This is a genomic window from Zestomonas ipomoeae, from assembly GCF_057128665.1.
In genome coordinates, this window is sequence record NZ_JBSKHQ010000011.1 from 106,468 (window position 1) to 133,356 (window position 26,889).

The window sequence follows — 26,889 nt, forward strand, 5'->3', positions numbered from 1 at the left end:
CCCTTGGGTAGCGGCCAGAGTGGCGGCTCCAAGGGCCAAGATCAAGTCGCGTTCAGCCAACCATTTTCGGTACGTCGGTCAGCACGATCTCGGTGACCAGCGCGGTGCGCACGGGCGGTGTGCGTGCGAGCAGCGGACAGAAGGTTTCCAGCGATTGGATGAGATCCCACTGCATTTCCAGGTCGGAGCCGAGGGCGGTGATCTGGTCGAGCATGCCTTGGGACGTGTTCTGCAGCGCCCTGTCCGTGCTCTTGGAGAGCGTGGCGGTCAGTTGCGCGAGCAGGGTGGAGATGGTCGTCATGTTACGCGTAGAGAGCGACAGAATATGCGAGAGAAGCGCGATATCGCTGGGTACGAGTTGTTGTTTGGCGTCCATGCTGGATTCCGCATTAGAAGGGTTTTGGGCCAATTGCCATTATTCGCGATTCGATGTTTAAAACGTCGACCACGTCACATTGAAGTGTTGAGTGTAGTCGGCAGAAAAAGTTGCGAAGCGGCGTGGTCTTCCGCTGACCAGCCTCATGACCAATCGAGCGATCGGCTTGTGACGGCCGGGACTGGCTGTTGCAATGCCCGCATGCTCGAACGCCCTTCTGCTTGCATCCCAGCCGGCGAGCGCCTGCTGGAATTGATCGGCTCGCCAGCTTCCATCGCCGGCAGCTACGTCGAGTCCCTGCTGCCAGCCGCCACCGGGTTGGGGCTGGATACCCGCGCCTTGCTGGAGCAGGCTGGCCTGTGCGACGAGCGGTTGGCCTCTGCCGACTATCGCGTGCCGCTCTACAAGGCCTTTCGCCTGCTGTTGCAAGCCGAGGCACAGAGCGGCGACCCCTTGATCGCCCTGCGCCTGGGCCTGTCGGCGCGAGCGCGCTCGTTTCGCGTGCTGGGCTACGCGGCCATGAGCTGCGCCACGCTGCGCGAAGCCGTACAGCGCCTGCAGCGCTTCGAGACACTGGTCTGGGACATCGGTGACATCAGCCTGAGCGAAGAGGGGGATTGGGCGGTGCTCGCCTGGCAGCCGCGGCACCTGCCCTGGGTACCGCGCCAGGCGGTGGAGATGGCGCTCGCGGGTTGGCTGGCGGTGGGGCGCTGGCTTTGCGAAGGGCGCGCCGAGCCGAGCGGGGTCGAATTCCGCCATCGACTGGCAGGAATGGCAGCCGACTATGAGCAGATCCTCGGCTGCCCGGTGCAGGGCGGATGTGCGCGCAACGCGATGAGGTTTCCCCGTGAGCTACTGCAAACCCCGCTGCGCGAGGCCGACCCCCATCTGCGTGCGCTGATGGATGCCGAAGGCGAGGCTTGCCTGGCCGCCGGTCGGTTGTCGGGCAACCTGGCCAATGAAGTGCGTGCGGCGCTCTGCGCGGGTTTGGTGCAGGGGGACATCGGCCTCGACGCGGTAGCCGCTCGGCTCGAGGTGGCGCCTCGGGCCTTGCGGCGGCGCCTGGCGCAAGCGGAACTGAGTCTGCCGGGCTTGCTCGACGATCTGCGCCTGGAACTAGCCAAGTGCTATCTGGCGCGGGGCCAGCTGTCTCTGCTGGAGATCGCCTACCTGCTGGGCTTCGCCGAGCAGAGTTCGTTCTGCCGGGCGTTTCGCCGTTGGACGGGACGCGCGGCTGGCGACTATCGCCGGGAAAACGTATCTCCGATGCCCTAAAAAAATGCAGCCGTCGGGCTTGTCGGGATTGACTTGTGCACATTTGTGAGGCGGCTTGTCAAGCTACTGTCATATCCCGTCGTAACCATTTGATTTTCCCTAGAGAATTTTTAAGTCAATGAAAAATATAGATTTTTTCATCTGGCGAAAAAATCGTCAGTTTGACCGCAGCCCCCAGTTCATCGGCGCTTGGGCGGGTTACCAAGGACTTGTCCACCAAGTTATCCACAGGTTCTGTGGATTGTCTGACGCCGCCGCTCTAGCCTGCGGCACCGCGAATCGACAAGGCTTTACGGCCGACGAAAAAAGAGTAAAGTGGCGCGCCTCGCCGGCCAATGAATCCGTCACCCCATGAAGTTCCGCCCTGTGCCTGCTTCCCAACAACGCCCGTTGCCCGTACGCGTCGCCCTGTGGCTGCTCGACACCTCTCCGCTGGGCCAGACTTCCAGCTGCAAGCGTCTCGCTGGACACCTGTTGAAGCAGCCGGCCATGCAGGGTGTGGTGTTGGCGCAGTGCCGTCTTGGCCAGTTGCTTTGCGGCGAGGCAGCCGATCTTCGCGACCGGCGCATGGGCCAGGAATTGCTGCGCCAGGCCGCCCGTGCCGGCGACCAGCGTGCCCAGCAAGCCCTCGGCGGTCTCAACGAGCAACTACGCCTGAAGCAACGCCCCTTGCCGCGCTGAGCGGCCGTGCCCGGTATACTCCCGACGACTTTGTCGTGGAGCCGCTGCCCATGCCCTTCGATCCCCTGTCTCTGCTGCTCGGCCTGTGTGCCGCGGCCGTGCCCCTGGCGGCCTTGCTCTGGCGACAGCAGCGACGGCTGGCGACTGGCGAAGCCGAACGCCTGCTGCTCGACGAGCGGCTGAGCAGCGCACTGCTGGCCCAGGATGGCCTGACCGCCCAACTCGATGCCAGCCGCGACGAGATCGCCTTTCTCAACCAGACCAAAGCCAATCAACAGGCCGAGTTGGCGGCCCTGCGCCGTGAGGCCGAGCTGTTCGCCAGCGAACGCCAGGTCGCCCGCGATGCTCTACGGGCCTGGCAGGCCGAGCGCGAGCAAAAGGAAGCCGAGCTGCGCAGTCTTGGTGCCGAGCGCGCGGCTCTGCTTGCCGAGCAGCAGGCCCATCAGCAGCGCCTGGTCGATTTGCAAAGCGCCCGCGACGAGTTGCGGGCGCAATTTGCCGAACTGGCCGGCAAGATTTTCGACGAGCGCGAACAGCGCTTCGCCGAAACCAGCCAGCAGCGCCTCGGCCAACTGCTCGACCCACTGAAAGAGCGCATCCAGTCTTTCGAAAAACGGGTCGAGGAGAGTTATCGTCAGGAGGCGCGCGAGCGTTTCTCCCTGGGCAAGGAGCTGGAGCGCCTGCAGCAACTCAACCAGCGCCTCGGCGACGAGGCCACCAGCCTGAGCCGCGCGCTCAAGGGCCAGAAGACCCAGGGCAACTGGGGCGAACTGGTGCTGGAGCGGGTGCTGGAACATGCCGGCCTGGAAAAGGGCCGCGAATATCACACCCAGGTCAGCCTGAAGAACGCCGAAGGCGTGCGCTTCCAGCCGGACGTGCTGATCCGCCTGCCGGGCGACCGCCAGGTGGTGGTGGATGCCAAGGTCAGCCTGACCGCCTATCAGCAGGTGGTCGGTGCCGACGACGAGGCGCAGCGCCAGCAGGCGCTCAAGCAGCACGTGCTGTCCCTGCGCGCGCACCTCAAGGGTCTTTCGTTGAAGGACTACCAGCGCCTGGAGGGGCTGCAAAGCCTGGATTTCGTGTTGCTCTTCGTGCCCATCGAGGCGGCCTTCGCCGCTGCCCTGCAGGCCGACCCAGGATTATTCCAGGACGCCTACGAGCAGCACATCGTCATCGTCAGCCCGACCACCCTGCTGGCTACCTTGCGGGTGATCGACAGCCTCTGGCGCCAGGAACGGCAAAGCCAGAACGCGCGGGAGATCGCCGAGCGTGCCGGTGCGCTGTACGACAAGTTCGTGGCTTTCGTCGACGACCTCGACGAGGTCGGCTCGCGCCTGCAACAGCTCGACAAGGCCTACGCCGCCGCGCGCAACAAACTGGTGGATGGGCGCGGCAATCTCGTGGGGCGGGTGGAGAACCTCAAGCTGCTCGGTGCGCGGGCCAGCAAGAGCCTGGCCGGCGATTTGCTCGAACGGGCGGCCGGCATGCCACTGCTGGACGAGGCGGAAGAAACCGACCCGATTCGCTAGCGCACCCGGCTGGCCTGGACGATGCGCTCGATATCCCCGTTCTTGCGCATCTCGCGGATCACCTCGTCGAAGCGCGGCAAGATCGCGATGTAGGGCGAATTCTTGTTGATCATCAGGGTGAAGTTCATCGCATCGAACACCTCGGGCAGCATCGTCAGGCGCCCCTCCCAATGGCGCTCCCGGACAATCTGCAGGCCCACCTCGGCGGCCCCCATGGTCAGGTCGCAATGGCCGTGGATGACCTGCTCCATGGCGATTTCGTTGGTGCGGAACAGGGTGGCGTAGACCTGGTTGGCATCGTAGAGCCGCTTCGACCAGCCGTTGCCGTAGATGTCGCAGATCTTGAACTGGGTGAACTGCGCCACCGTTTTCACCTTCTGCAGCGAGGGGTACTGCGCGGAAGTCGGGCTGACGAAAGCCCGCATCTCCACCACGAAGGCGACCTCCGCGGAAGACTGCGAATAGATCAGCCGCTCGGCGGTAGGCACGGTAATGAAGGCATCCTGCACGCCTTGCTCGATATGCAGCTGCACGCGGTTCCAGGGATAGCTGTGGTGCTCGACCCGCAAGCCCATGCGCTTGACCAGCGCTTCCTCCAGCACCTCCACCAGTATGCCGTGGGCCTTGTGGTCGGCGCCCTTGTAGCTGTAGGGGCTCCAGGCATCGTTGTAGGCGATGCGCAGCGGGCGGTCATAGGCATCGGCCGCGCTGGCATGCAGCGTTGCCAGTAGCAGCAATCCTGCTGCAAATCGAAGGGAGGCCATACGTCGGCTGATCATCTTTCTACGTCCTGATGCCCGGTAACAGACGTGGCAACACGAATATGCCCACCGGAGCGCTTGCGAATGACCGGAAGGTTGACGCGAAGCCGGCCCCGCATCAACGAGAATCGCGCGCCTTGAAGTCAGTATGGAAGAGCGGAGCGGAAAGCAAAGCGAAAAGCCCGTTGAGATGGGCGCAGATGGTCGGAAAGGGCTGGTAGAAATTTCAAGGGCTATTTTGTGGCTTATATATAAGCGGTTAGCTCAAGTGTGTTCCCCGCGCGAGCGGGGATGAACTGCTCTCGCCGATCGAATACACCTCCAGCCGCGAGTGTTCCCCGCGCCAGCGGGGATGAGCCTGACTACGGCATAGCCCCGGAATTCCCGGCGGAGTGTTCCCCGCGTCAGCGGGGATGGATGGGAGTCGAACCGGCAACTGGTGGTTAATGTTGGTGGGAGTGATTTCAAGGGGAGGCAGCACGGTATTTGGACTTCCGCTTTCGTTGGAGTGACGGAGATGTGGGGCGATGGTCGCTTTCACCCATATCGTTCCGTCAGTTGGATCGATGCGATGGTCACCCGCTGCACTCATTGCGCAGCGTTGGGCATGCCTGTGATACACCCGTTCTCCTATCGATCCCCTTCACCGGGCAAGTCGGTTTCGAAGATCAGTTCGCGCATCAGCTCGCTGGCTCCGGCGGCGAGGGTGCCGGCCATGGCGTCGCGGTAGAGGCGGGCGGGGATGGCGTCGCGTTGGTAGCCGCGGGCGCCGTGGTATTGCAGGCAGGCTTGTGCGGCGGCCTGGGCGAGTTCGGTGGCCTTTAGTTTGAGCACCGAGGCGGTGCGGGTGTCGAGGTGGTTGCGGCTGTGGCGCCAGGCGGCGTGGTAGGCGTAGTGGTGGATCAGTTCCAGTTCGCCGGACAGATCGGCGAGGCGGTGGCGTACGGCCTGGTTGGCGCTGAGCGGGGCGTCCTTGACCTGGTGTTCGCGGACGAAGCGGTTGGCCACGTCCAGGCAGTGCCGGGCGCCGCCGAGGGCGAGCAGGCCGGCGACCAGCCGTTCGAAATCCAGCCCTTGCATGAGGTAGAGCAGCGCCTTGTCGCGTCGACCGATCAGGTGGTCGGCGGGCACCCAGGCTTCCTCCAGGTCGATATGGCAGACATCGGCGCTGTGCCAGCCGAGCATGGGCACCGGTGTGCGGCGCACGCCGGGGGTGTCGGCGTCGATGATCAGCAGGCTGGCACCGGTCAGGCCTTTGCCGGGCGCTTCGTCGCGGGTCTTCACCAGGGTGATGAAGAAGTCCGCTTGGGAGCCGTTGGCCACGTGGCATTTCCGGCCGCTGACGCGGTAGCCGCCGTCGACCGGTTCGGCGCGGGTGGCCAGGTGGCGCAGGTCGGAGCCGGCCTGGGCTTCGCTGATGGCGAGTGCGGCGATGCGTCGGCCGGCGCGAGCGTCGGCCAGGTAGCGTTCGCGGTGTTCCGGCGTGCCGAACAGTTCCAGGTAGGAGAGCGCCATGTAGGCATGCACGCCGACGGCGGCGCGAATGCCGGCGTAACCGGTGCGGCCCAGTTCGTCGAGCAGGATGGCGCTATGGAGGAAGCCCTCGCCGCGGTGGGCGAAGCCCAGCAGACCGTGTTGCGCCAGCGCTCGCCAGCCGTCGCGCGGTATGTGGCCCTGGGCTTCCCACTGGTCGGCGTGGGGCAGCACGAGCTGCCGCAACAGGCCGCGCACCCGTTCGCGCATCGCCTGGTGCTGTTCGGTGAGAAAGGCGGCCGGCATCGGCATTCTCCAGCGGCTATTTGACGGACACGACGCGGTGCTCGGGCAGGATGTCGGTGAGCGTGCCGGGAATCTTGAATACCGCATTGGGGGTTCCGGCCGCTGCCCAGATTTCCGGGAAGGTGAGCAGGTCTTCGTCGACCAGCACGGTCAGCGGCTGCTTGTGGCCGAGGGGCGGTACGCCGCCAATGGCGAACCCGGTCACCTCCCTGACGAAGTCGGCGTCGGCCTTGCTGATCTGACCGCCGACGAATTCGGCGATGGCCTTTTCGTTGACCCGGTTGGGGCCGCTGGCGAGTACCAGCACGGGTTCGTTGGTGGCAGCGTTGCGGAACACCAGGGATTTGACGATCTGCGCCTTCTGGCAGCCGAGCGCCTGTGCGGCGTCGTCCGCGGTGCGGGTGGAGTCGGGCAGCTCCATCACGGTCAGGTCCAGGCCGCGTTGGTGGAGAATGTCCTGGAACTGCTGGGCGCGTTTGCTAATGCTCATGAACGAGTGACTCCTGGTGGCGGGGTAGTGAAAGAAGCGCGCGGCGGTCTACTTTGCCGGTCGCCGAAAGGGGCAGGGCGTCGCACGCCTGGAGGCGCGCCGGGATCATGTAGCCCGGCAGGCTACCTTGCAGGTGGCGCCGCAGGGCGGCGGGGTTGTAGTCGTTCGCGGGCACGATGAAGGCCGCCAGGGATTTTTCCCCGGCGGGGCTGAGTTCGACGGCGACATAGGCCTGGCGCACGGCCGGATGCTGCTGCAGGTGATGGACGATCTCGCCCAGTTCGATGCGGTAGCCGCTGATCTTCACCTGGTCGTCCTGCCGGCCCTCGAACACCAGGTTGCCGTCGGGACGAACGTGGCCGAGGTCGCCGGTCCGGTAGAGGCGTTCGCGCAGGCCGGCGATTTCGCAGTCGATGAAGCGCTCTCTGTTCAGCTCCGGCAGGCCCAGGTAGCCCGGCGAGAGGCCGGGACCCGCGAGGCAGATTTCGCCGCTCTCGCCGGGGCCGCAGAGGGTATCGCCGGCGAGCAGGTAGACGCGGGTGTTTTGGATCGGTCGGCCGATGGGCAGGGCGGTTTCGCCGGGTCGCAGCTGGCGGATGGGGTAGTGGGTGGCGAAGGTGGTGCTTTCGGTCGGCCCATAGACGCTGACCAGGCGTTCCGGGCCGTAGCGCTCGAGGGCGCGGGCGATGTGCTTGAGCGAGTGGGCCTCGCCGCCGGTGAGAATCGTGCCGACGTTGTCCAGGGTCTGCGGCGCTTCATCGATCACGCTGTTGAACAGCGCGGTGGTGAGGAACAGCACGCTGATGGCCTGGCTGTCGAGCACCTGCTTGAGTTGCGACAGGCGGACGAAGGTCGCCGGGTAGAGCACGCAGACGCCACCGTGCAGCAGCGCGCCCCAGATTTCGAAGGTCGCCGCATCGAAGCTCACCGGCGCCAGTTGCAGCAGGCGGGTGCCCTGGTTGAGCGGTGCGTAGCAACTGCCGAAGACCAGGCGGACGATGCTGCGATGCTGGATCGGCACGCCCTTGGGTCGGCCGGTGGAGCCTGAGGTGAAATTGATGTAGGCGATGGCCTGCGGGGTCACGGTGATTCCCGGATTCGGCGCCGGCTGCGGCAGCTCGGTGGGGCTCAGTTGCACGGCGGTGCAGCGGCTGAATCGTTGGCCCAGGGCTGCGGCGTCGTCGCTGATCAGCCAGCGGCAGTCGCTGTCCTCGAACAGGCCGTTCAAACGCTCCTCGGGCCAGGCGGCCTCGAAGGGCAGGTAGGCGGCGCCGCATTTCACGACCGCCAGCAGGGCGATGATCAGTTCGGGCGAGCGGGGCAGGCAGACGCCAACCGTGTGGCCGGGTCTCACGCCTCGTTGCAACAACGTGGTCGCCAGGCCGTTGGCCAGGCGGTTGAGCTCGCGGTAGGTGAGGGTGCGCTCGCCATGGATCAGCGCCGGCGCATTGGGGTAGCGTTCGGCCTTCTGCTCGAACAGCATCGGCACGCTGCCTTCGGGGTAGGGTGCGGCAGTACGGTTGAGCTGGCGATGCATGGCCAACGCGGCCTCGGTGAAGTTCAGTTGTCTATCCATTGCCACCTCCCAGGCGTGTGGCGATGACTTCCAGCAGGTCGTGGCGGTGGGTTTCCAGGAAGAAGTGCCCACCCGGGATTTCCAACAGCTCGAAGCGGTTGCGGGCGAAGCGCTGCCAGCCGCGCATGCTGTTGTAGTCATCGAGGGCATCGTCGCGCCCGCATAGCGCGGTCAGGGGGGCGGCAACGCCTCGACCATGACGGTCGCTCCACAATTCGGAGAGCCGCATGTCGTTGCGCAGCGCCGGCAGCACCAGGCGCATCAGGGCTTCGCTCTGCAGTACCTCGGCAGGGGTGCCGCCCATGGTGTGCAGTGCGGCGCGGAAATCCGGCTCCGGCAGTTCATGTAGATAAGGGCGTGTCTGTGGGTGATCCGGGCTGCGGCAGGCGGAGACGAACAGGTGCCGCGTTCGTCCTGGAAAGGCCGCTTCGGCCAGATGGGTCAGCTCGTAGGCCAGGCGACCGCCGAAGCTGTGGCCATAGAAGGCGTGGGGCTCGGCCAGGTACGGCGACAACGCGTCGAAGGTATCCCGCAACAGCGGTTCCCACTCGCCGTAGGGCGCTTCTTTGATGCGGTTGCCCCGTCCGGGCAACCTCACGGCGATCAGCTGGATCTCTGCGCCCATCCCGCCCTGCCAGACGCGGAAAAGGTCGGCGCTGCCGCCCGCATAGGGGAAGCAGAACAGCCTGAGCGCCGGGCGCGCAGGGCAGGGTGTGAGCGGCAGCAGCCAGCGGTCGTCGTGAGGGTGCACGGGCCTGCCTCAGGCTTCGTCGAGGGCGTCTTGCCGCTGGCTGTTGCGCTGGATGCTCGAGGCGATCTCGCACAGGGTGCTATGGGCGAAGAGGTCGTCGGGTGGCAGGGCGTCCTCGCCGAAGCGATCTTCGACCTTGGCCAGCAGCTTGATCGCCGTCAGCGAGGTACCGCCAGCGGCGAAGAAATCGCAGTCGGCGTCCTTCACCGGCAGCCCCAGTTCGCGGCAGGCCTCGATCAGCCAGTGCTCGAGTTTCGCTTTATCGCTCATGGTCGGGCTCCTCTGTCGATCAGCGCACGGGAAAGCGCATGCCGCTGGCGGTGTGCTCGGCAAAACGGTTGTGGTGATAGTCGTCCCTGCCGGACACCAGCACGCAGCCGAATTTGTCCAGGCTGGCTTCGCCGCCGAACTCCTGCAGGGTGTTGGAGTACGGGTAGACCTTGACGGAGGTGGGCAGGTAGCGGGCGGCGAAGCCCAGGCGCATCTTGTCGGTCAGGCCGCTGTGGGGGTGGGAGGCGTGCATCAGCGTCGACCAGAAGATGATGAACTGGCCCTGGCGCATGACCATGGACTTGGCCTGGGACTCGTCGGGGCTCCAGTTCGGGTCCTTCTGCAATTGCCGGTAGTCATAGCCGAAGAAGCCGCGCCGCACGCCGCCCTTTTCCATCCGGTTGATGGCCTCGGCGTTGTATTCCATGGTCTTGGTTTCGTCGTAGTTCATCGTCTTGTGCGAACCAGGAATGAACTGCAGGCAGCCGTTCTCGACGGTGGCATCGGTGAACGCGGCCCAGACGGTGATGGTGCCGCCGAACTGCGCATCCTCCGGCCAGACGATCTGCGGATGCTTGGAGCCGGCTACGTTGGAAAAGTTATCCGCCTGGTGCCAGTCGGTGCCCTCGTCGCCGGGGTACTTGGGGAAGAACTCGCTGCGCCAGCAGAGCACGTCCGGGCCGAGGATGCTGGCCACCCGGTCGACGATCTCCGGGCTGGTGATGTGGCGGGCGAGGAAGTCGACATCCAGGTGGCGGTCGTAGTTGGACAGGTTGGTGACACCCGAGAGCGCCTTATCCTGCCGGTAGACCGCATGCTTGGTATTGATCAGCTTGGGACGCAGGGCCTGCAGATGGCGCTCCATCTCGTCCTGGTCGTAGAGATCGAACGGGCCGATGTACCCGTCGCGGTGGAATTGCTCGATTTCCTCGGGGCTGAGGGAGAAGTCGAGGGTTTGGGCGCACGCAAGTTCTTCCATAGATCACCTCTTGGGTTGTTGACGACAACGACTACATCCATAAGCCAGGTGGCAGGACACTCGCTCGAGCGGGGGCTGGCACGCCTCGCCCGGCGCGGCGACAGCGAGCCGGCGGCGCCAGGGGCGCGTTGCGCACGGCGAGTACTGGGAGTTGTGCAGGTGAATGTCCGGCGCCTGCGTGCGGCAGGCTTGGTGCAGGCGTCGTTCGCTGTCTGGCGACAGACCGCCGGGTAGCGTGGCCGACGGGGGGATTCCGCGTGCGGCCTAGGGAGTCCAACGTTCCTCATTGGGGCCTTCCTGAGCGAAAGCGGAGGGTCTCTCCGCCTGCAACCAATGCCTTGTGAGCGTTTCGTCGGCAGCCGATTTCTGGTTCTTGTTCGGCCACCGTGGCCCTGATGCGCGTGATCCGGCAACGTCCAGGGACTTGGGGATAGCAGTCAGTCTGCGCAAACGTGAATAAGTTCCCGCAGACGGCGAAATGCGCATCGGGTATGTTTGCCGGCCCGAGCGGGACGGCTGCCAAGCCAGACCCGACCACTCATCAGTTCTGCAAAAGAAAACTTTGCGAATTAATGGGTTGTGTCCAGAATTTAAGCTTGTACATGAGATCAGGCCGCCAGTACTGGGGGCGCGGCCTGTTCCTGTTCCAATCTGTCTGCCACGGAGCCCCATTCATGAAGCTGCTCAAGTTCAAGATCGTCACCCTGGTCGTCTGCATGACCATTTCCGGCTGCGGCACGCGCGAAGCCGAGCCGCCGCAGGCCGCCGCGAAGCCGGTGGCTGCCGAGGCGGCGCAGCTGAACCAGGCCTGGTTCGACGAGCACGAGCGGGCGCTGCGCGAAGCGGTGGCGGGCAGCGCGTTCGAGGTGGAGCGGCGCAAGGACGGCCTGGCGCTGATCGCGCCGGCCAGCAGCTCGTTCAATCCGGACCGCGAGACGATGCTGTTGCCGGTCACGCTGATGCCGTTCTCGCGGGTCGCGCAACTGGCCAAGGCGGACCCGCAGAGCAGCGTGATGATCCTCGGGCACACCGATGACAGCGGCGACGCCCAGCGCAACTTGCAACTGAGCCTTGAGCGGGCGCGCTCGGTGGCGGCGATCTTCCGCTTGTCCGGCCTCGGGCGCGACCGCCTGCAGCTCAAGGGCATCGGCTCGGCGCAGCCGCGGGTGACCAATGACAGCCAGGAAGCCCGCGCCCGCAACCAGCGGGTCGAGGTGCTGATCATGCCGCGGGCCATCATGCTGGCCGAGGACAGCAAGGGCTCCTGAGCGGTCGCGCTTCCCTTGTCGCAGGTCAAGCACGCCAGGGGATGACTGGGTAAGCTAAGGGGCATCGACTTGCAGGAGATGCACCATGACCCAGACCCTGGCGGATATGCGCCGCGACTACACCCGTGATGGCCTCGACGAGTCCCAGGCGCCGGACGAGCCACTGGCGCTGTTCCAGCAGTGGTTCGCCGACGCGGTCAAGACCGAGCAGTTGCCGGTCGAACCGAACACCATGACCCTGGCCACGGTCGATGCCGATGGCCGTCCGCATTGCCGGGTGCTGCTGCTCAAGGGGCTCGATACCCGCGGATTTACCTTCTTCAGCAACTACGACAGTGCCAAGGGCGACCAGCTCAAGGCCCGTCCGTTTGCTGCCATGACCTTTTTCTGGCCGAGCCTGGAGCGCCAGGTGCGCATCGAAGGCAAGGTCGAGCGGGTGTCCCCCGAGGAGTCCGATGCCTACTTCCAGGTGCGCCCGCTGGGCAGCCGCCTGGGCGCCTGGGCCTCGCCGCAGAGCAGGGTGATCTCGGGGCGTGCCGAGCTGGAGCGGTTGCTGGCGGAAACCGAACAGCGTTTTCTCAACCAGGCCCCGCATTGCCCCGCGCACTGGGGCGGCTATCGCCTGCTGCCGGAGCGCATCGAGTTCTGGCAAGGGCGCCCGAGTCGCTTGCACGACCGCTTGAACTATCGTTTGGTGAACGGCGTCTGGATTCGAGAACGTTTGGCCCCCTAGCGGGCACCTCTAAAAACGTAGGCGAGGCAGTCAGCGCAAGGCAAAAACAGGCGAAAAAGCGGAGTTTACGCGCTGTAAATGAGCATTTTGAGCCTGTTTTTAACGCAGCGATGACAACGCAGGTAGTTTTTAGAGGTGCCCTAGCCAAGCGGATGCCCACGTGACAGTGGCCTGGTGCGGGGTATAAAGGGACGTCATTTCGTGAGTGGAGGAATTGCTATGCGTAAGTCCGCAATGCTGACGACGGCACTGATGGCCGTGCTGGCGATCGGGGGGTGCGCCTCCAGCCTGACCGGCGATACCTATTCCCGTGACGAGGCCCGCCGAGTGCAAACCGTGCGCATGGGCACCATCGATTCGCTGCGCCCGGTGCGCATCGAAGGTACCAAGACACCTATCGGCGCCGGTGCCGGCGCAGTAGTCGGCGGCGTGGCCGGCAGTGGCGTCGGCGGCGGGCGTGGCAGTGCCGTGGCGGCGGTGATCGGTGCGGTCGCCGGCGGCCTGCTGGGCGCTGCCGCAGAGGAGGGACTCACCCGCACCCAGGGCGTCGAGATCACCGTGCGTGAAGATGACGGCACCCTGCGCGCCTATGTGCAGGAAGTGCAACCGAACGAGATCTTCCGTGTCGGCGAGCGCGTGCGCATCCTCACCGTCAATGGGGTCAGCCGCGTCGCCCATTGAGCCTGCAGCCGGGGCGGGCACGCCGCTTCGGCTATATTTTTCAGCGAGTGCCGGGGACACCGAGCGGCCGGCATTGTCTTACCCGAGCCGCGTTCGCCGTGGCCGTCCGTAGCTTTCGCACGCTTTTGGAAATACTTCCGGCCATGACGCCGGTTTGCCCGTTATGGATAATCGGCCTCCAATTATCCTGTGGCGACAAAGGCTTAGGTGAGGCGCGCGGGCAGCGCGCGCTGTGCGAATCCCCCGGCCGTTGCGCAGCAGAGGTTACCAAGGAGCCGCGTCCCGTTCGCACGGCGGGGCGCCACTGGCCTGGCAAGGCGCTGTTCGGGGCTTGCCGGGCTTGCATAAGGGGTTGTTCATGGCGCTTGCGCTTATCGTCGCCTTGCCGTTTCTCTGCGTCTGCCTGCCGCTGCTCGCCCAGCGGTTCGGCCGTTCCGCCTGCGCCCTGGCCGCGGCGGTGGCGCCGGTTGCGGGGCTGGCGCTGCTGTTCTGGCACCAGCCGGAGGTGTTTGCCGGGCAGGTGCTGACCGTTCGCTACGAGTGGCTGCCGCAGCTCGGCCTCAACCTCAGCCTGCGCCTGGACGGGCTGGGCTTTCTCTTCGCCTTGCTGATCCTCGGCATTGGCCTGCTGATCGTGCTCTACGCACGCTATTACCTGGCGAAGAAGGAGCCGATGGGGCGTTTCTTCGCCTTCCTGCTGTTGTTCATGGGCGCCATGCTCGGCGTGGTGCTGTCGGAAAACCTGCTGTTGATGCTGATGTTCTGGGAGCTGACCAGCCTGTCGTCGTTCCTGCTGATCGGCTTCTGGGGCGAGCGCTCGGATGCGCGCAAGGGCGCGCGCATGGCGTTGGCGGTGACCGGCGGTGGCGGCCTGGCCCTGCTCGCCGGAGTGCTGCTGCTCGGCCACATCGCCGGCAGCTTCGAGCTGTCGCGGGTGCTGGCCAGCGGCTACGCGATCCGTGCCCATGACCTGTATCCGGTGGCACTGGTGCTGGTGCTGCTCGGCGCGTTCACCAAGTCGGCGCAGTTTCCCTTCCATTTCTGGCTGCCCCATGCCATGGCGGCGCCGACCCCGGTGTCCGCCTACCTGCACTCGGCGACCATGGTCAAGGCCGGGGTGTTCCTACTGGCGCGGCTCTATCCTGCACTGGCCGAATCGGAGTGGTGGTTCTACCTGGTCAGCATGGCGGGACTGGCGACGCTGCTGGTCGGCGCCTGCATGGCGCTGTTCCAGCACGACCTGAAGGGCCTGCTGGCCTATTCGACCATCAGCCACCTGGGCCTGATTACCCTGCTGTTCGGCCTGGGCACGCGGGTGGCGGCGGTGGCGGCGGTGTTCCATATCATCAACCACGCGATCTTCAAGGCCTCGCTGTTCATGGCCGCCGGCATCATCGATCACGAGACCGGCAGCCGCGACATGCGGCGCATCAACGGGTTGTGGAAGTACATGCCGCATACTGCGGTGCTGGCGATGGTGGCGTCCCTGGCGATGGCCGGGGTGCCGCTGCTCAATGGCTTTCTCAGCAAGGAAATGTTCTTCAGCGAGACTCTCAACCAGCAATTGCTGGGCGCCTTCAACTGGGTGATCCCGGCGACCGCGACCCTGGCCGGGGTGTTCTCGGTGGCCTATTCGCTGCGCTTCATCCATGACGTGTTCTTCAACGGCGAGCCGATCAACCTGCCCAAGCATCCGCCCCACGAGCCGCCGCGCTACATGAAGGTGCCGGTGGAAATTCTGGTGTTCCTCTGCCTGCTGGTGGGCATGCTGCCGGGCTACACGGTGGCGCCGCTGCTGGCCACGGCGGCTTCGGCGAGCCTGGGCGGGGAGTTGCCGGAATACAGCCTGGAGATCTGGCATGGCCTGAACATGCCGCTGGCCATGAGCGTGGTCGCGCTGATCGGCGGCGTGTTGGTGTATGCCTGCCGCCAGCCGCTGTTCCGCTGGTATTCCGGCTTGCCGGAAGTCGATGCCAAACTGGTGTTCGAGCGCGCCGTGCAACTGGTGGTGGCGCTGTGTGCGCGCGTCACCCATGGCCTGGAGAACGGTTCCCTGCAACGCTATGTGGCGCTGCTGCTGGGCGCCGCACTGGTGGTGGTGACCCTCGGCCTGGCGGACTTGCCGCTGCTGCGCGGTCCCTTGGCGCTGACGCCGGTCGACGGGGTGACCGCGCTCGGCCTGGTCATGCTGGCGCTGTCGGCGGTGCTCACGGTGGCCCTGCACCGCCAGCGCCTGGTGGCGCTGGTGATGCTCAGCGTTGTCGGCCTGCTGGTGGCGCTGGTGTTCGCCCGTTATTCCGCGCCGGACCTGGCGCTGACCCAGCTGTCGGTCGAGGTGGTGACCATCGTGCTGCTGATGCTGGCGCTGTTCTTCCTGCCCTCGCGCACGCCGGGCGAGTCGAGCAGCATGCGTGGCCTGCGCGATTTCATCCTGGCCCTGGCCAGCGGGCTGATGGTGGCGCTGCTGGTATTCGCCGTGCTGACCCGGCCGTACGACAGCATTTCCGCGTTCTTCCTGGAGAACAGCGTGCCCGGCGGTGGCGGCGCCAACGTGGTCAACGTGATTCTGGTGGACTTCCGTGGCTTCGATACCCTGGGCGAGATCAGCGTGCTGGCCATTGCCGGCATCGGCATCTACGCCATGCTCGACGGCCTGCGCCTGTTCCAGCCGCGCGAGGACGAGCAGGGGCGCAGCTGGGCGCGGGACCGCCATCCGCTGATCCTCGCCACCCTGTCCCGCGTATTGCTGCCGATGGCACTGCTGATCTCGGTCTTCATCTTCCTGCGCGGGCACAATCTGCCGGGCGGCGGCTTCATCGCCGGGCTGGTCACCGCGGTGGCGCTGATCCTGCAGTACGTGGCCAGTGGCGTGCAGTGGACGCAGTCGCGGTTGCCGCTCAATTACCACTACATGGCCGGTGGCGGCGTGTTGCTGGCCGGCCTGACCGGGCTCGGCAGCTGGGTCTTCGGCCGCCCGTTCCTGACCTCCGCGTTCGGCCACTTCCATTGGCCGCTGGTGGGCGATTTCGAGTTGGCCACGGCCATGCTGTTCGATCTGGGCGTGTACCTGACCGTGGTCGGGGCGACCCTGCTGATTCTCGCCAACCTGGGCAAGCTGACCCAGGAGAAGGAAGGACAAGAGGTACTCTGATGGAAGCGATATACGCGGCCGCCCTCGGCGTGCTCACCGCCAGCGGCGTCTACCTGTTGCTACGCGGGCGCACCTTCCCGGTGGTGATGGGGCTGACCCTGATTTCCTATGCGGTGAACCTGTTCCTGTTCGCCATGGGCCGCCTGCAGACCAACGCCGCCGCGGTGATCGGCAAGAGCGAACTGTACGGCGATCCGCTGCCCCAGGCGCTGGTGCTGACCGCCATCGTCATCGGTTTTGCGATGACCGCCTTCCTGGTGGTGCTGGCGCTGCGCAGCCTGGGCGAGCTGAAGTCCGATCACGTCGACGGCGGGGAGTCGCGATGAACCACGGCTTGATCCTGCCGATCCTGCTGCCGATGTTCGCCGGCTGCCTGATGCTGCTGGGCGCGCGCTGGGGCCTGCCGGCCAAGCGCGCGTTGTCCCTGCTGGTCACCCTGGCCCTGGTGCCGATCAGCGGCTGGCTGATGGTGCAGGCGGATGCCGGACCGATCCGCACCTACGCCCTGGGCGACTGGCGCGCGCCGTTCGGCATCGTGCTGCTGCTCGACCGGCTGAGCGCCCTGATGCTGCTGGTCACCTCGCTGCTGGCGCTGTTCTCGCTGATCTACGCGGTGCGCGGCGACGACCAGCGCGGGCGCAATTTCCATGCGCTGTTTCAGTTCCAGCTGGTGGGCATCAACGGTGCTTTTCTCACCGGCGACCTGTTCAACCTGTTCGTCTTCTTCGAAATCCTGCTGATCGCCTCCTACTCGCTGCTGCTGCACGGCGGCGGGCCGGAGCGGGTGCGCGCCGGCCTGCACTACGTGGTGCTCAACCTGGTGGGCTCGGCGTTCTTCCTGATCGCCGTCGGTGTGCTGTATGGCATTACCGGCACCCTGAACATGGCCGACCTGTCGATCCGGGTCGCCGCCGCGGACGGCAACCAGGCGCCGTTGCTGGGCGCGGCCGGCTTGCTGCTGCTGGTGGTATTCGGCCTCAAGGCGGCGATCCTGCCGTTGTATTTCTGGCTGCCCAAGGCGTATGCCGCCGCCAGCGCACCGGTGGCGGCGCTGTTCGCGATCATGACCAAGGTCGGTGCCTACTCGATTCTGCGGGTCTATGTGCTGATCTTCGGCGAGCGCGCCGGCGACCTGGCCGGCCTGGCGGAGGAGTGGCTGTGGCCGCTGGCCCTGCTGACCCTGGCGCTGGGCGCGATCGGCGCCCTGGCGGCGACCCGCCTGCAGGGCTTGCTGGCCTACCTGGCAGTGCTGTCGATGGGCACCCTGCTCGCCGGGATCGCCATGGGGTCGGCCGAGGCGCTGACCGCCGTGCTCTTCTACCTGCCGCACAGCACCTGGGCGATGGGGGCGATGTTCCTGCTCGCCGACATGATTACCCGCCAGCGCGGGGTCAAGGGCGGCGAGCTGGTGCAGGGCCCGGCGTTGCTGCAGCCGCACCTGCTGGGCGGGCTGTTCTTCATAGGCGCCATCGCGGTGACCGGGTTGCCGCCGCTTTCCGGCTTCTTCGGTAAATTGCTGCTGCTGCGCGCGGCGGAGGGCAGCCAGGCGCTGTTCCTCTGGCCGGTGGTGCTGCTCGGCGGCCTGGCGACGCTGGTGGCCTTGAGCCGGGCCGGCAGCACGCTGTTCTGGCGCACCGGTATCAGCGTGCTCGGCAGTGCCGAGCGCGACGCGGTGCGCATGAGCGCTTGTGCCGGCCTGCTGCTGCTTGGTCCCCTGCTGGTGGCGCTGGCTCAGCCGATGCTGGTGTACCTGGATGCGACCGTCGCGCAGCTCAACTCCCTCGATCTGTATTGGCAGCTCATCGAGCACAGCGGAGGTGGTTTATGAGGGCTCGCCGCTGGTTGCCCCACCCGCTGCTCAGCCTGTGCCTGCTGCTGGTCTGGCTGTTGCTGGTCAACAGCCTGAGCCTCGGCCACTGGCTGTTGGGCGCGGTGCTTGGCTGGTTGATTCCGCTGCTGACCCAGGTGTTCTGGATCCATCCGCCACGGGTGCTGTATCCGGGCAAGCTGTGCCTGTTCTTCCTGCGCGTGCTGCTGGATATCCTCGTGGCCAACCTGCAGGTCGCCAAGCTGATCCTCGGCCCGGTCGGCAAGCTGCGCCCGGCCTTCGTCGAGATTCCCCTGGTGCTGCAGGACGAGTTGGCGCTGACCATGCTCGCCAGCGTCGTCTCGCTGACGCCAGGCACGGTGTCCGCCGACCTCAGCGACGATCGCCGCAGCCTGCTGGTGCACGCCCTCGACGTGGCCGACGAGGCCGAGCTGATCCACAGCATCAAGACCCGTTACGAAGCGCCGCTGCTGGAGGTGTTCGCATGCTCGCCTACGTGATCCCCCTGTGCCTGGCGATCATGAGCCTGGCCTTCGCGCTGACCCTGGCCCGCCTGATCAAGGGCCCGGACCTGCCGGACCGAATCCTCGCCCTGGATACCCTGTATATCAACGCCATCGCCTTGCTGGTGCTGTTCGGTATCTGGCTGGGCTCTAACCTGTATTTCGAGGCGGCGCTGCTGATCGCGGTGATGGGCTTCGTCGGCACCGTGGCTGTGGCCAAGTACCTGCTGCGTGGCGACATCATCGAATGAGGGCCTGCCTGTGAACCTGTTCATCGAAACCCTGGTGGCGCTGTTCCTATTGATCGGCAGTCTGTTCGCCCTGGTCGGCGCCATCGGCCTGTACCGCCTGCCGGACTTCTTCATGCGCCTGCACGGCCCGACCAAATCCACCACCCTCGGGGTGGGCGGCATGGTCATCGCCTCGCTGATCTACTTCGGCTACCGGGAAGGCGTCAGCCTGCACGAGCTGCTGATCACCCTGTTCCTGTTCATCACCGCGCCGGTCAGCGCCCACATGCTGGCCAAGGCCGCCTTGCAGCAGAAGGTACGGCTCGACGAGCAGACCCGCGGCAAGCCCTGGGATCAGTAGCCGAGCGCGCTTTTTCGGGTAGGGCATGACCTGGCGAAACTCCGCCGCGTTGGGCTTCGCTGCGTTCAACCGCAACCCGCGGGATGAGGCAGGGTGCACCTGGATGGGTTGAGAATCTAAGCGGCGAAGCCCAGCAGCGGTGCATCGCTAGCTCAACCCAACCTACCGGCCCGGCGCTTGTCTTACACCTGCCAGCACTGCGCCTGCTCGCGGGCCTGGCGAAGTTCTTCGTGCAGGCGTTCGGCGGTGTGCCGCTCGAGCACGCCTAGCCGGCCGAGGTTCTGGCTGTGTTCGTTCAGGCTGGTGTTGAGCCAGTCGATGCGCGCCAGGGTCATGGGAGTGCAGGTCTGTCCGCGCAGGTCGTCGTCCAGATCGCTCCAGTGCGAGCGCCAGGCTTCGCGCAGGTAGAGGCCCTCCAGTCCGCCGCGCAGGGCCTGGCGCCATTCGCCGATGATGCCGTTCAGCCAGTCCAGCACCTCCGCGCTCGCGCCGCGCTTGTCCAGAGCGTGGCGCAGGCGCTGGTACATCTGCAATGCGATGCGCTTTTCCCGCTCCAGCGCGGCGAGGGCGGCGGCTTGGCCCTGCTGCTTTTCCAGGTGCAACAGGTGGGCGTAGTAGCAGCGCGTTTCGAAGCGCTCGGCGCCATGGTGTTGCGGGGTCAGCCGGCCGTTGCTGTTGAAGCTTTGCAGCGGATTGAAGCGGTACATGTAGCCGAAGTCGAACAGGCGGATATGGCCGTCGTCGAGGATGTTGCCGGTGCATAGGTCCCAGTCGAACAGGCCGTTTTCCAGCAGCGCGCCGAGCAGTTCGAACAGCTCCAGTAGCTGCCGCTCGTTCCACTCCTGCACTGTGGTACCGGCGATCCAGGGCGAGAGGATCACGCCGTTGCGGTAGCTGGCGTACCGGGTATCGACGATGCCCGCCAGGGCCTCGCACCACTGCGGGTCAGCCTTGAGTTTCTGCAGGTCGGCGCGGCGCTGCACTTCGTTGAGGAACGAGGTCTTGCCGTCGATGTTCTGTACCTTGCATTGCTCGCGGGCGCGCTTGAGGGTCCACTGCCGGCCCTCGGCGGCGATGCGGTAGACCGTGGCGGTCAGGCCGTTGTCGATCACCTGGCGCACATGGGCCTGGCCTGGCGCGGTGGCGAGCAACTGCTGGAGCGGCAGCGGGCTGTCTTCGATCTTGCCAACCTGCATCTCGGCGCCGCTGCTGACGATGGCCAGTTGCATGAGGTGGCGTCGTTCTTCCGGGGTCATGGAAAGCTCCTGATCGTGAATGACGGGGCGGGCGAATGAAGCATTGGGTTTCCGAGCGGCCTGCCGCTGGATACCGGTCTGCGCCGGTATGACGGGGTAAACGGAGGTGTCCCCACTCGGAGCGTCGTCCCGGCGAAGGCCGGGACCCAGGCTGGGCGGTGCGGGAGGTTCCTGCGTTGTCGGTATCTCTGGATACCGGCCCGCGCCAGTATGACCGGGTAAACGGAGGTGTCCCCACTCGGACCGTCGTCCCGGCGAAGGCCGGGACCCAGGCTGGGCGGCGCGGGAGGTTCCTGCGTTGCCGCTCTCTGGATACCCACCTGCGCTGCTATGACGAGGCGTGAGTTCAATCATCGTCCCTGCACCACGATGATTTTGTCCTCGCCACGCACGCGGGCGAAGGCGTAGGGCTGGGTGGACAGGCGCCGATGGGTGCCGGCGCCGACGGCCGGATGGCGCGCGCGGAACTGGCCGAGGCGGCGCCAGTGCTCGATCAGCGCGGCGATCTGCGGTTTGTCGTGCTCGCTCCAGTTCATGTCCGAGCGAGTGCCCTGGAACGGGTCGGAACCACTGGGCCCGAGTGGGCGGGCGCTTTCGTCGCCGTAGTAGATCTGCACCGCGCCGGGGGCGAGCAGCAGGGCGTTGGCCAGGCCCCGCTGGCGACCGAGGTCGTTGCCGTGCTGGGCGAAGAACAGCGAGGTGTCGTGGGACGAGGCGTAGCTCATGAAGTTGTGTCCCGCGTGCTTGGCCAGCAGCTCGGCGTAGTGGCGATAGCCATCTTCGGCGCGAGCCAGGCAGTCGCTGCCTGCTCCGGCGATCTCGCTCTGGAAGTCGAAATTGATCAGCGCGTCGAAGCCATTGTCCTGGTAAAGGCTGGTCTGCGGACCATGGCCGAAGACTTCGCCGACCATCCAGAACGGGCTGCCGCTGAAGGGATCGTCCGGGTTGGCGGACGACCACTGCGCCCGAGCCTGGTCGGCGTCACGGCGCAGCTGCGCCCAGGTGCTCGGCTCGACATGCTTGACGGTATCGGCGCGAAAGCCGTCGACACCGAACTCGCGCACCCACCGGGTCAGCCATTCCACCAGATAGTCGCGCACCCGGTAGCCGTCCCGTGGTACGGCATGGGTCGGCTGCTTGTGCTGGAGAAACGCCGGCAATCCGACCGGCTGGTCGCTGTCGGTCTTGAAGTCAGGCAGGAACGCCAGCGAACCCTTGAGCGGATCGATCAGCGCGCTGGGTGGCACGTCGTAATCGCCGATACCGGCGCGCACCCAGTCCTTGCCCCACCAGGCGGCCCAGCCGGGGTGCTGGTAGTCGATCAGGTTGTGGTAGGCGTGCAGGTTCTCGTAATCCTCCGGTTGCCACTCGCTCCAGCGCTGCGGCAGGTACTCATCCATGCCGTCGCGCAGCCCGCCGAAGCCGAACTGCTGCATATCCGCCAGGGTGGAGTAACCGGGGTGGTTGAGCACTACGTCGAACAGCACGCGAATGCCGCGGGCGTGGGCCTGGCGGATCAGCTCTCGCAGGTCGTCCTCGCTGCCCAGGTTGGCGTCCAGTTGGGTGAAGTCCAGCGCGTAGTAGCCGTGGTAGGCGTAGTGGCGGAAGTCGCCTTTGTCGCCGCCGCCGACCCAGCCGTGGATCTGCTCGTAGGGCGCGCTGATCCACAGCGCGCTGATGCCCAGGCCGGCCAGGTAGTCGAGCTTGGCGGTCAGGCCCTTGAGATCGCCGCCGTGGAAAGTGCCGATCTCCTGGTCACCATCCGGCTGGCGGCCGTAGGCACGGTCGTTGTTCGGGTCGCCATTGTGGAAGCGGTCGGTGAGCACGAAGTAGACGCTGGCGGTGCGCCAATCCCGCTCCTGGGAAGCCGTCGCCTCGGCCGCCTCCAGCAACAACAGGCCGTCGCTGGCCGGCGCCGGGGTCAGGTGGATGCGACCGTTCTTCACTCGCGCCTGTTGGCCGCTGTAGGCATCGCGCAACAACTGGCCTTCGCTGAACACATCGCCCACTGCCACGTTCAGCGGCTCGCCATCCCAGGGTTTGCAACGGACGGCCTGCGGGCCGGCGTGGATGTCCCGCTGCGGCAGCAGGCGCAGGCCCGGCTTGTCGCCAAGGTCTGCCAGCAGGCGATAGCGGCCGGCTTCGGCCAGTTCCAGGCGGAAACGGTCGTCGTCCCGCCAGGCATGGCGGCGATAGAGTGCCAGCGGCTTGGCCTCGCCTGGTTCGTTTCCCAGCAGCAGTTGCCCGCGCGGCAGGATCAGTTCGGCGGCGAAGCGTTCGTCGCCGAGGCTCTGCCAGTGCAGTGGCACGGCCTGGTCGTCCAGCCAGGCCTGCAAACGGGGTTCGCCCGTGGCGCTGCCGACGAGCAGCGCGAGGCAGAGCGCAACGAGGCGCCGATCAAGAGGTCGCATGGAGGTCTCCCAGTTCGGTGTCGCTGCATTAAAGCGGGATCGCCCGCAGCGCGGCAGGCGGAGAAGGGGGCGCAGATTGGCTTTTCCGGCCAGCCGGCTGGCAGACTACGCCCCGGTTCTACGCCCCATCCCGTTGTGGCGAGGAGGATGCGGGGGCCGCGTGGCCTGGATGAACATGCCTGGGCTGCGGCACCGGCACGCGGCACGCTGTGGATCAACAATAAGAAGCCACGAGGACAAGACGAATGAACAAGAAGCTGTGGGGCGCAGTCGCCCTGGGCCTGGCCGCCTTGAGCCAGCCGCTGTCGGCCCTGGCCGCCATCGAAGAAGGCAAGCTGGTCATCTGGATCAACGGCGACAAGGGCTATAAGGGCCTGGCCGAAGTCGGCAGGAAGTTCACCGCCGACACCGGCATCCCGGTGGAAGTGGCCCACCCGGACAGCGCCACCGACAAGTTCCAGCAGGCCGCTGCCACCGGCAACGGGCCGGACGTGTTCATCTGGGCCCATGACCGCTTTGGCGAGTGGGCGCAGAGCGGGCTGATCTCGCCGATCGACCCGAGCGCCAAGAGCAAGGAGGCCATCGCCGACTTCGCCTGGGAGGCGGTGACCTACGACGGCAAGCTGTGGGGCTATCCGATCGCTGTGGAAGCCGTCGGCCTGATCTACAACAAGGCCTTGGTGCCGACCCCGCCGTCGACCTTCGACGACGTCTTCGCCCTCAACGACAAGCTGGCCAAAGACGGCAAGCGCGCGATCCTCTGGGACTACAACAACACCTACTTCACCTGGCCGCTGCTGGCGGCCAACGGCGGCTACGTATTCGGCCAGGGCGACAAGGGTTACGACGTCAAGCAGACCGGCGTGAACACGCCCGGCGCCAAGCAGGGTGCCGCGGTGCTCAAGGCGCTGATCGACCAGGGCGTGATGCCCAAGGGCGCCGACTACAGCGTTACCGAGGCGGCCTTCAACAAGGGCGAGGCGGCGATGATGATCAGCGGCCCCTGGGCCTGGTCGAACATCCAGAAGAGCGGCATCGACTTCGGCGTGGCACCGATTCCGGCGGTGGGCGATGCGGTCAGCCGACCGTTCACCGGGGTGATGGCTGCCACCCTCAATGCCGCCAGCCCGAACCAGGCGCTGGCGGTGGAGTTCCTGGAAAACTACCTGCTGCAGATCGATGGGTTGAAGACCGTCAATGCCGACGTGCCGCTCGGTGCGGTGGCGAACAAGGCCTATATGGCCGAACTGGCCAGCGATCCCTATATCAAGGCTACTTTCGAGAACGCCCAGCTTGGCCGGCCGATGCCCAATGTGCCGGAAATGGGCGCCTTCTGGTCGGCCATGGGGCCCGCGCTGACCAACATCACCTCCGGACGCCAGACGGTCGACGCCGCTCTCGACGACGCCGCCAAGCGTATCGCCAAGTGAACCCCCGCCGCCGGTAGCATTCGCCGCCGGCGGCGCGCCTTGAGGCTATAACCAAGATGTCCGCCGTGAATGCGCCAGCCGAGCTGCCCAGCCCCACCATGCTCAACTCTCCGTCGTTCCCCTTGTTGCGCAACCTCGTGCGCTGGTCGGTCTGGGGGCTGTGCAACGCCCTGGCGCTGTACCTGGTGCTGGCGCTGTACGCGCAGAAGCAGATCGCCTTCGCCCTGCTCGGGCTGGTGGTGACCGGCCTTGCGAGCTATGTATTTATCAGCCGCAGGGCCTACGCGCACCGCTATATCTACCCGGCCGTGGCCGGCATGCTGACCTTCGTCATCTTTCCGCTGCTGTACACGGTGGGCATCGGTTTCACCAACTACAGCGGCACCAACCTGCTGAGCCTGGAGCAGGTGCAGCGCTATCACCTGCAGCAGACCTACGTCAGCGGCGAGCGCTATCCGTTCAGCCTGCATGAGAGTGCCGAGGGCCTGCGCCTGAAGGTGAACAAGGGCGAACAGGGCACTTTCGTCTCCGCGCCGCTTGCCGGCGAACCGGCGGCCAGCGAACCGCTGGCCCTGCAACCACGGGAAGCGGTGGAGCTGAGCGAGGCGCTGCCGTTGCGCGAGGTGATCAAGCGCCGCGCCGAACTGGAGCAGTGGACGCTGCGCGACCGCGAGGGCGAGCTGCTGCGCCTCTACGGGCTGCGCGAGGTGGCGGCGGTCAAGCCGCTGTACCGCCTGCTGGACAATGGCAACCTGCAAAACACCCGCAGCGGCGAGGTGCTGGTGGCCAATCACGAAATCGGTTTCTACGTCGACCCGCAGGGCAACAAGGTGGCCCCTGGCTTCACCGTCTACGCCGGCTGGAGCAACTTCGCCAAGGTGCTCACCGACCCGAGCATTCGCGAGCCGTTCCTGCAGATCTTCGTCTGGACAGTGGCCTTCGCCGGGCTCACCGTGCTCTTCACCCTGGCCGTCGGCCTGGTATTGGCCAGCCTGCTGCAGTGGGAGCTGATCCGTGGCAAGGCGGTGTACCGCATGCTGCTGATCCTGCCCTATGCGGTGCCGGCGTTCATTTCCATCCTGGTGTTCAAGGGCCTGTTCAACCAGAACTTCGGCGAGATCAACCTGCTGTTAGGCGGCCTGTTCGGCGTGCGGCCGGACTGGTTCAGCGATCCGACCCTGGCCCGCGGCATGCTGCTGATCGTCAATACCTGGCTCGGTTACCCGTACATGCTGCTGTTGTGCATGGGCCTGCTGCAGGCCATCCCTAGGGACCTCTACGAGGCCTCGGCGATGGATGGCGCGACGCCGCTGGACAACCTGCTGAAGATCACCCTGCCGCTGCTGATCAAGCCGCTGGCGCCGCTGTTGATCGCCAGCTTCGCCTTTAACTTCAACAACTTCGTGTTGATCACCCTGCTTACCAGCGGTGCTCCGGACATCATCGGCGCGACCACGCCGGCGGGTACCACCGACCTGCTGGTCAGCTACACCTACCGCATCGCCTTCCAGGACTCCGGGCAGAACTTCGCCCTTGCCGCCGCCATCGCCACGCTGATTTTCCTGCTGGTGGGTGCCATGGCCTGGCTGAACCTGAAGCTGTCGAAGGTCAAGGTCTGAGGAGATACCAAGATGGCTATGGTGCAACGCAAATCCGTCAAGTATCGCGTCTGGCTCACCCACCTGGGGCTGCTCGGCTTCATCGCGCTGATCGTCTTCCCGCTGCTGATGGTGGTGTCGATCTCCTTTCGCGAGGGCAACTTCGCCACCGGCAGCTTGCTACCGGACAACCCGACCCTGGAGCATTGGTCGCTGGCCCTGGGCATTCCCTATACCCAGGCCGATGGCAGCGTGGTGCAGCCGCCGTTCCCGGTGCTCACCTGGCTGTGGAACTCGATGAAGATCGCTGTGATCAGCTCGCTGTTGATCCTGATGCTGTCGACCACCAGCGCCTACGCCTTCGCGCGCATGCGCTTCCTCGGCAAGGGGCCGATCCTCAAGGGCATGCTGATCTTCCAGATGTTCCCGCCGGTGCTGTCGCTGGTGGCCATCTATGCACTGTTCGACCAGCTCGGCCAATACGTCAGCTGGCTCGGCGTCAACAGCCACGGGGCGGTGATCGTCGCTTCCCTCGGCGGCATGGCGCTGCACATCTGGACCATCAAGGGCTACTTCGAGAGCATCGACGCCTCGCTGGAAGAGGCCGCCATCGTCGACGGTGCCACCACCTGGCAGGCGTTCCTGCACATCCTGCTGCCGATGAGCGTGCCGATCCTCGCCGTGGTGTTCATCCTCGCCTTCATCACCAGCATCACCGAGTACCCGATGGCCTCGGTGCTGCTGATGGACCTGGACAAGCTGACCCTGGCGGTGGGCGCCCAGCAGTACCTCTACGAGCAGAACTACCTGTGGGGCGACTTCGCCGCGGCGGCGGTGCTCTCCGGGCTGCCGATCACCGCGGTGTTCCTCTATTGCCAGAAGTGGATCGTCGGCGGCCTGACCGCCGGCGGGGTGAAGGGTTGAGCAGTGAGTGGAGCAAACGGCGGGTTGCACCCGCCCTTGGGGATTCGC

25 protein-coding genes are annotated in these 26,889 nt (G+C 65.8%); 15 read left to right on the forward strand and 10 right to left on the reverse strand.

Translation table 11 applies throughout. From position 1 onward, the window contains the following. Window positions 1–52: 52 nt before the first annotated feature. Window positions 53–376: a hypothetical protein gene (locus ACWKV7_RS13710; RefSeq protein ID WP_483858240.1), complete on the reverse strand. Its 324-nt coding sequence runs from the start codon at window positions 374–376 to the stop codon at window positions 53–55. Between the two features lie 201 nt (window positions 377–577). Between ACWKV7_RS13710 and ACWKV7_RS13715 the strand changes: the two genes are divergently transcribed. The 3 genes from ACWKV7_RS13715 to ACWKV7_RS13725 all read left to right on the forward strand — a co-directional run bounded on the left by ACWKV7_RS13715 (window position 578) and on the right by ACWKV7_RS13725 (window position 3,861). Continuing rightward, complete coding sequence (locus ACWKV7_RS13715; RefSeq protein ID WP_483858241.1) at window positions 578–1,651, forward strand: AraC family transcriptional regulator; 1,074 nt, start codon at window positions 578–580, stop codon at window positions 1,649–1,651. A 351-nt stretch (window positions 1,652–2,002) separates the two neighbouring features. Further along, the gene (locus ACWKV7_RS13720) at window positions 2,003–2,332 is read left to right on the forward strand and encodes a sel1 repeat family protein (protein ID WP_483858242.1); all 330 of its coding nucleotides are present in this window, start codon (window positions 2,003–2,005) and stop codon (window positions 2,330–2,332) included. A 50-nt stretch (window positions 2,333–2,382) separates the two neighbouring features. After that, window positions 2,383–3,861 carry a DNA recombination protein RmuC gene (locus ACWKV7_RS13725; protein ID WP_487249212.1) on the forward strand — a complete coding sequence of 493 codons (1,479 nt, stop codon included), beginning with the start codon at window positions 2,383–2,385 and terminating at the stop codon, window positions 3,859–3,861. Here ACWKV7_RS13725 and ACWKV7_RS13730 read toward each other — a convergent pair. The 7 genes from ACWKV7_RS13730 to ACWKV7_RS13760 all read right to left on the reverse strand — a co-directional run bounded on the left by ACWKV7_RS13730 (window position 3,858) and on the right by ACWKV7_RS13760 (window position 10,467). Further along, window positions 3,858–4,640, reverse strand: a complete 783-nt coding sequence (locus tag ACWKV7_RS13730; protein WP_483858243.1) for a substrate-binding periplasmic protein — start codon at window positions 4,638–4,640, stop codon at window positions 3,858–3,860. The two genes, ACWKV7_RS13725 and ACWKV7_RS13730, sit on opposite strands and share 4 nt — an antisense overlap. Before the next feature lie 612 nt (window positions 4,641–5,252). Further along, on the reverse strand, window positions 5,253–6,401 hold the full coding sequence (locus tag ACWKV7_RS13735; RefSeq protein ID WP_483858244.1) for an acyl-CoA dehydrogenase family protein: 1,149 nt from the start codon (window positions 6,399–6,401) through the stop codon (window positions 5,253–5,255). A gap of 16 nt (window positions 6,402–6,417) precedes the next feature. Next, window positions 6,418–6,891, reverse strand: coding sequence for a YbaK/EbsC family protein (locus ACWKV7_RS13740; RefSeq protein WP_483858245.1), 474 nt, complete (start codon window positions 6,889–6,891; stop codon window positions 6,418–6,420). Further along, a complete protein-coding gene (locus ACWKV7_RS13745; protein WP_483858246.1) occupies window positions 6,881–8,467 on the reverse strand; it encodes an amino acid adenylation domain-containing protein in 1,587 nt (528 codons plus the stop codon). The genes ACWKV7_RS13740 and ACWKV7_RS13745 overlap by 11 nt, the downstream gene beginning before the upstream one ends. Further along, window positions 8,460–9,218 carry a thioesterase II family protein gene (locus ACWKV7_RS13750; RefSeq protein ID WP_483858247.1) on the reverse strand — a complete coding sequence of 253 codons (759 nt, stop codon included), beginning with the start codon at window positions 9,216–9,218 and terminating at the stop codon, window positions 8,460–8,462. Before ACWKV7_RS13750 ends, ACWKV7_RS13745 begins: the two co-directional genes overlap by 8 nt. A gap of 9 nt (window positions 9,219–9,227) precedes the next feature. Then, window positions 9,228–9,488 (reverse strand): phosphopantetheine-binding protein, encoded by a 261-nt coding sequence (locus ACWKV7_RS13755; protein WP_483858248.1) that lies wholly within the window; start codon window positions 9,486–9,488, stop codon window positions 9,228–9,230. Window positions 9,489–9,507: 19 nt separating this feature from the next. Further along, a complete protein-coding gene (locus tag ACWKV7_RS13760) occupies window positions 9,508–10,467 on the reverse strand; it encodes a chlorinating enzyme (protein ID WP_483858249.1) in 960 nt (319 codons plus the stop codon). A 674-nt stretch (window positions 10,468–11,141) separates the two neighbouring features. Between ACWKV7_RS13760 and ACWKV7_RS13765 the strand changes: the two genes are divergently transcribed. The 9 genes from ACWKV7_RS13765 (at window position 11,142) to ACWKV7_RS13805 (ending at window position 19,222) form a co-directional block, all read left to right on the forward strand. Further along, window positions 11,142–11,735: an OmpA family protein gene (locus ACWKV7_RS13765; RefSeq protein WP_483858250.1), complete on the forward strand. Its 594-nt coding sequence runs from the start codon at window positions 11,142–11,144 to the stop codon at window positions 11,733–11,735. A gap of 85 nt (window positions 11,736–11,820) precedes the next feature. Further along, window positions 11,821–12,468: a pyridoxamine 5'-phosphate oxidase gene (gene pdxH / locus ACWKV7_RS13770; RefSeq protein WP_483858251.1), complete on the forward strand. Its 648-nt coding sequence runs from the start codon at window positions 11,821–11,823 to the stop codon at window positions 12,466–12,468. Window positions 12,469–12,687: 219 nt separating this feature from the next. After that, window positions 12,688–13,149 carry an outer membrane lipoprotein gene (locus tag ACWKV7_RS13775; protein WP_483858252.1) on the forward strand — a complete coding sequence of 154 codons (462 nt, stop codon included), beginning with the start codon at window positions 12,688–12,690 and terminating at the stop codon, window positions 13,147–13,149. Window positions 13,150–13,507: 358 nt separating this feature from the next. Then, window positions 13,508–16,300: a monovalent cation/H+ antiporter subunit A gene (locus ACWKV7_RS13780; protein WP_483858253.1), complete on the forward strand. Its 2,793-nt coding sequence runs from the start codon at window positions 13,508–13,510 to the stop codon at window positions 16,298–16,300. Continuing rightward, a complete protein-coding gene (locus ACWKV7_RS13785) occupies window positions 16,300–16,626 on the forward strand; it encodes a Na+/H+ antiporter subunit C (RefSeq protein ID WP_483858254.1) in 327 nt (108 codons plus the stop codon). Before ACWKV7_RS13780 ends, ACWKV7_RS13785 begins: the two co-directional genes overlap by 1 nt. Then, the gene (locus ACWKV7_RS13790) at window positions 16,623–18,128 is read left to right on the forward strand and encodes a monovalent cation/H+ antiporter subunit D (protein ID WP_483858255.1); all 1,506 of its coding nucleotides are present in this window, start codon (window positions 16,623–16,625) and stop codon (window positions 18,126–18,128) included. The genes ACWKV7_RS13785 and ACWKV7_RS13790 overlap by 4 nt, the downstream gene beginning before the upstream one ends. Further along, on the forward strand, window positions 18,125–18,628 hold the full coding sequence (locus tag ACWKV7_RS13795) for a Na+/H+ antiporter subunit E (protein ID WP_483858256.1): 504 nt from the start codon (window positions 18,125–18,127) through the stop codon (window positions 18,626–18,628). Before ACWKV7_RS13790 ends, ACWKV7_RS13795 begins: the two co-directional genes overlap by 4 nt. After that, window positions 18,613–18,882: a K+/H+ antiporter subunit F gene (locus ACWKV7_RS13800; protein ID WP_483858257.1), complete on the forward strand. Its 270-nt coding sequence runs from the start codon at window positions 18,613–18,615 to the stop codon at window positions 18,880–18,882. Before ACWKV7_RS13795 ends, ACWKV7_RS13800 begins: the two co-directional genes overlap by 16 nt. A 10-nt stretch (window positions 18,883–18,892) precedes the next feature. Continuing rightward, on the forward strand, window positions 18,893–19,222 hold the full coding sequence (locus ACWKV7_RS13805) for a Na+/H+ antiporter subunit G (RefSeq protein ID WP_483858258.1): 330 nt from the start codon (window positions 18,893–18,895) through the stop codon (window positions 19,220–19,222). Between the two features lie 182 nt (window positions 19,223–19,404). On the opposite strand, the gene ACWKV7_RS13810 is transcribed toward ACWKV7_RS13805, so the two are convergent. Together ACWKV7_RS13810 and ACWKV7_RS13815 are read right to left on the reverse strand one after the other, a co-directional pair. Then, window positions 19,405–20,478, reverse strand: coding sequence for a protein kinase family protein (locus ACWKV7_RS13810; RefSeq protein ID WP_483858259.1), 1,074 nt, complete (start codon window positions 20,476–20,478; stop codon window positions 19,405–19,407). Window positions 20,479–20,828: 350 nt separating this feature from the next. Next, window positions 20,829–22,889, reverse strand: a complete 2,061-nt coding sequence (locus ACWKV7_RS13815; RefSeq protein WP_483858260.1) for an alpha-amylase — start codon at window positions 22,887–22,889, stop codon at window positions 20,829–20,831. A gap of 245 nt (window positions 22,890–23,134) precedes the next feature. Here ACWKV7_RS13815 and malE point away from each other — a divergent pair, with 245 nt between their 5' ends. The 3 genes from malE to malG are packed head-to-tail and all read left to right on the forward strand — an operon-like array spanning window position 23,135 to window position 26,841. After that, window positions 23,135–24,319: a maltose/maltodextrin ABC transporter substrate-binding protein MalE gene (gene malE / locus ACWKV7_RS13820; protein ID WP_483858261.1), complete on the forward strand. Its 1,185-nt coding sequence runs from the start codon at window positions 23,135–23,137 to the stop codon at window positions 24,317–24,319. Window positions 24,320–24,375: 56 nt separating this feature from the next. Further along, complete coding sequence (malF, locus tag ACWKV7_RS13825) at window positions 24,376–25,938, forward strand: maltose ABC transporter permease MalF (RefSeq protein ID WP_483858262.1); 1,563 nt, start codon at window positions 24,376–24,378, stop codon at window positions 25,936–25,938. Between the two features lie 12 nt (window positions 25,939–25,950). After that, window positions 25,951–26,841: a maltose ABC transporter permease MalG gene (malG, locus tag ACWKV7_RS13830; RefSeq protein ID WP_483858263.1), complete on the forward strand. Its 891-nt coding sequence runs from the start codon at window positions 25,951–25,953 to the stop codon at window positions 26,839–26,841. The last annotated feature ends 48 nt before the right edge of the window (window positions 26,842–26,889 follow it).

Bases quoted from the DNA above. Each gene is read 5' to 3' on its own strand.
- ACWKV7_RS13710 (WP_483858240.1), bottom strand. From the start codon at position 376: ATGGACGCCAAACAACAACTCGTACCCAGCGATATCGCGCTTCTCTCG.
- ACWKV7_RS13715 (WP_483858241.1), top strand. From the start codon at position 578: ATGCTCGAACGCCCTTCTGCTTGCATCCCAGCCGGCGAGCGCCTGCTG.
- ACWKV7_RS13720 (WP_483858242.1), top strand. From the start codon at position 2,003: ATGAAGTTCCGCCCTGTGCCTGCTTCCCAACAACGCCCGTTGCCCGTA.
- ACWKV7_RS13725 (WP_487249212.1), top strand. From the start codon at position 2,383: ATGCCCTTCGATCCCCTGTCTCTGCTGCTCGGCCTGTGTGCCGCGGCC.
- ACWKV7_RS13730 (WP_483858243.1), bottom strand. From the start codon at position 4,640: ATGATCAGCCGACGTATGGCCTCCCTTCGATTTGCAGCAGGATTGCTG.
- ACWKV7_RS13735 (WP_483858244.1), bottom strand. From the start codon at position 6,401: ATGCCGGCCGCCTTTCTCACCGAACAGCACCAGGCGATGCGCGAACGG.
- ACWKV7_RS13740 (WP_483858245.1), bottom strand. From the start codon at position 6,891: ATGAGCATTAGCAAACGCGCCCAGCAGTTCCAGGACATTCTCCACCAA.
- ACWKV7_RS13745 (WP_483858246.1), bottom strand. From the start codon at position 8,467: ATGGATAGACAACTGAACTTCACCGAGGCCGCGTTGGCCATGCATCGC.
- ACWKV7_RS13755 (WP_483858248.1), bottom strand. From the start codon at position 9,488: ATGAGCGATAAAGCGAAACTCGAGCACTGGCTGATCGAGGCCTGCCGC.
- ACWKV7_RS13760 (WP_483858249.1), bottom strand. From the start codon at position 10,467: ATGGAAGAACTTGCGTGCGCCCAAACCCTCGACTTCTCCCTCAGCCCC.
- ACWKV7_RS13765 (WP_483858250.1), top strand. From the start codon at position 11,142: ATGAAGCTGCTCAAGTTCAAGATCGTCACCCTGGTCGTCTGCATGACC.
- pdxH (WP_483858251.1), top strand. From the start codon at position 11,821: ATGACCCAGACCCTGGCGGATATGCGCCGCGACTACACCCGTGATGGC.
- ACWKV7_RS13775 (WP_483858252.1), top strand. From the start codon at position 12,688: ATGCGTAAGTCCGCAATGCTGACGACGGCACTGATGGCCGTGCTGGCG.
- ACWKV7_RS13780 (WP_483858253.1), top strand. From the start codon at position 13,508: ATGGCGCTTGCGCTTATCGTCGCCTTGCCGTTTCTCTGCGTCTGCCTG.
- ACWKV7_RS13785 (WP_483858254.1), top strand. From the start codon at position 16,300: ATGGAAGCGATATACGCGGCCGCCCTCGGCGTGCTCACCGCCAGCGGC.
- ACWKV7_RS13790 (WP_483858255.1), top strand. From the start codon at position 16,623: ATGAACCACGGCTTGATCCTGCCGATCCTGCTGCCGATGTTCGCCGGC.
- ACWKV7_RS13795 (WP_483858256.1), top strand. From the start codon at position 18,125: ATGAGGGCTCGCCGCTGGTTGCCCCACCCGCTGCTCAGCCTGTGCCTG.
- ACWKV7_RS13800 (WP_483858257.1), top strand. From the start codon at position 18,613: ATGCTCGCCTACGTGATCCCCCTGTGCCTGGCGATCATGAGCCTGGCC.
- ACWKV7_RS13810 (WP_483858259.1), bottom strand. From the start codon at position 20,478: ATGACCCCGGAAGAACGACGCCACCTCATGCAACTGGCCATCGTCAGC.
- ACWKV7_RS13815 (WP_483858260.1), bottom strand. From the start codon at position 22,889: ATGCGACCTCTTGATCGGCGCCTCGTTGCGCTCTGCCTCGCGCTGCTC.
- malE (WP_483858261.1), top strand. From the start codon at position 23,135: ATGAACAAGAAGCTGTGGGGCGCAGTCGCCCTGGGCCTGGCCGCCTTG.
- malF (WP_483858262.1), top strand. From the start codon at position 24,376: ATGTCCGCCGTGAATGCGCCAGCCGAGCTGCCCAGCCCCACCATGCTC.
- malG (WP_483858263.1), top strand. From the start codon at position 25,951: ATGGCTATGGTGCAACGCAAATCCGTCAAGTATCGCGTCTGGCTCACC.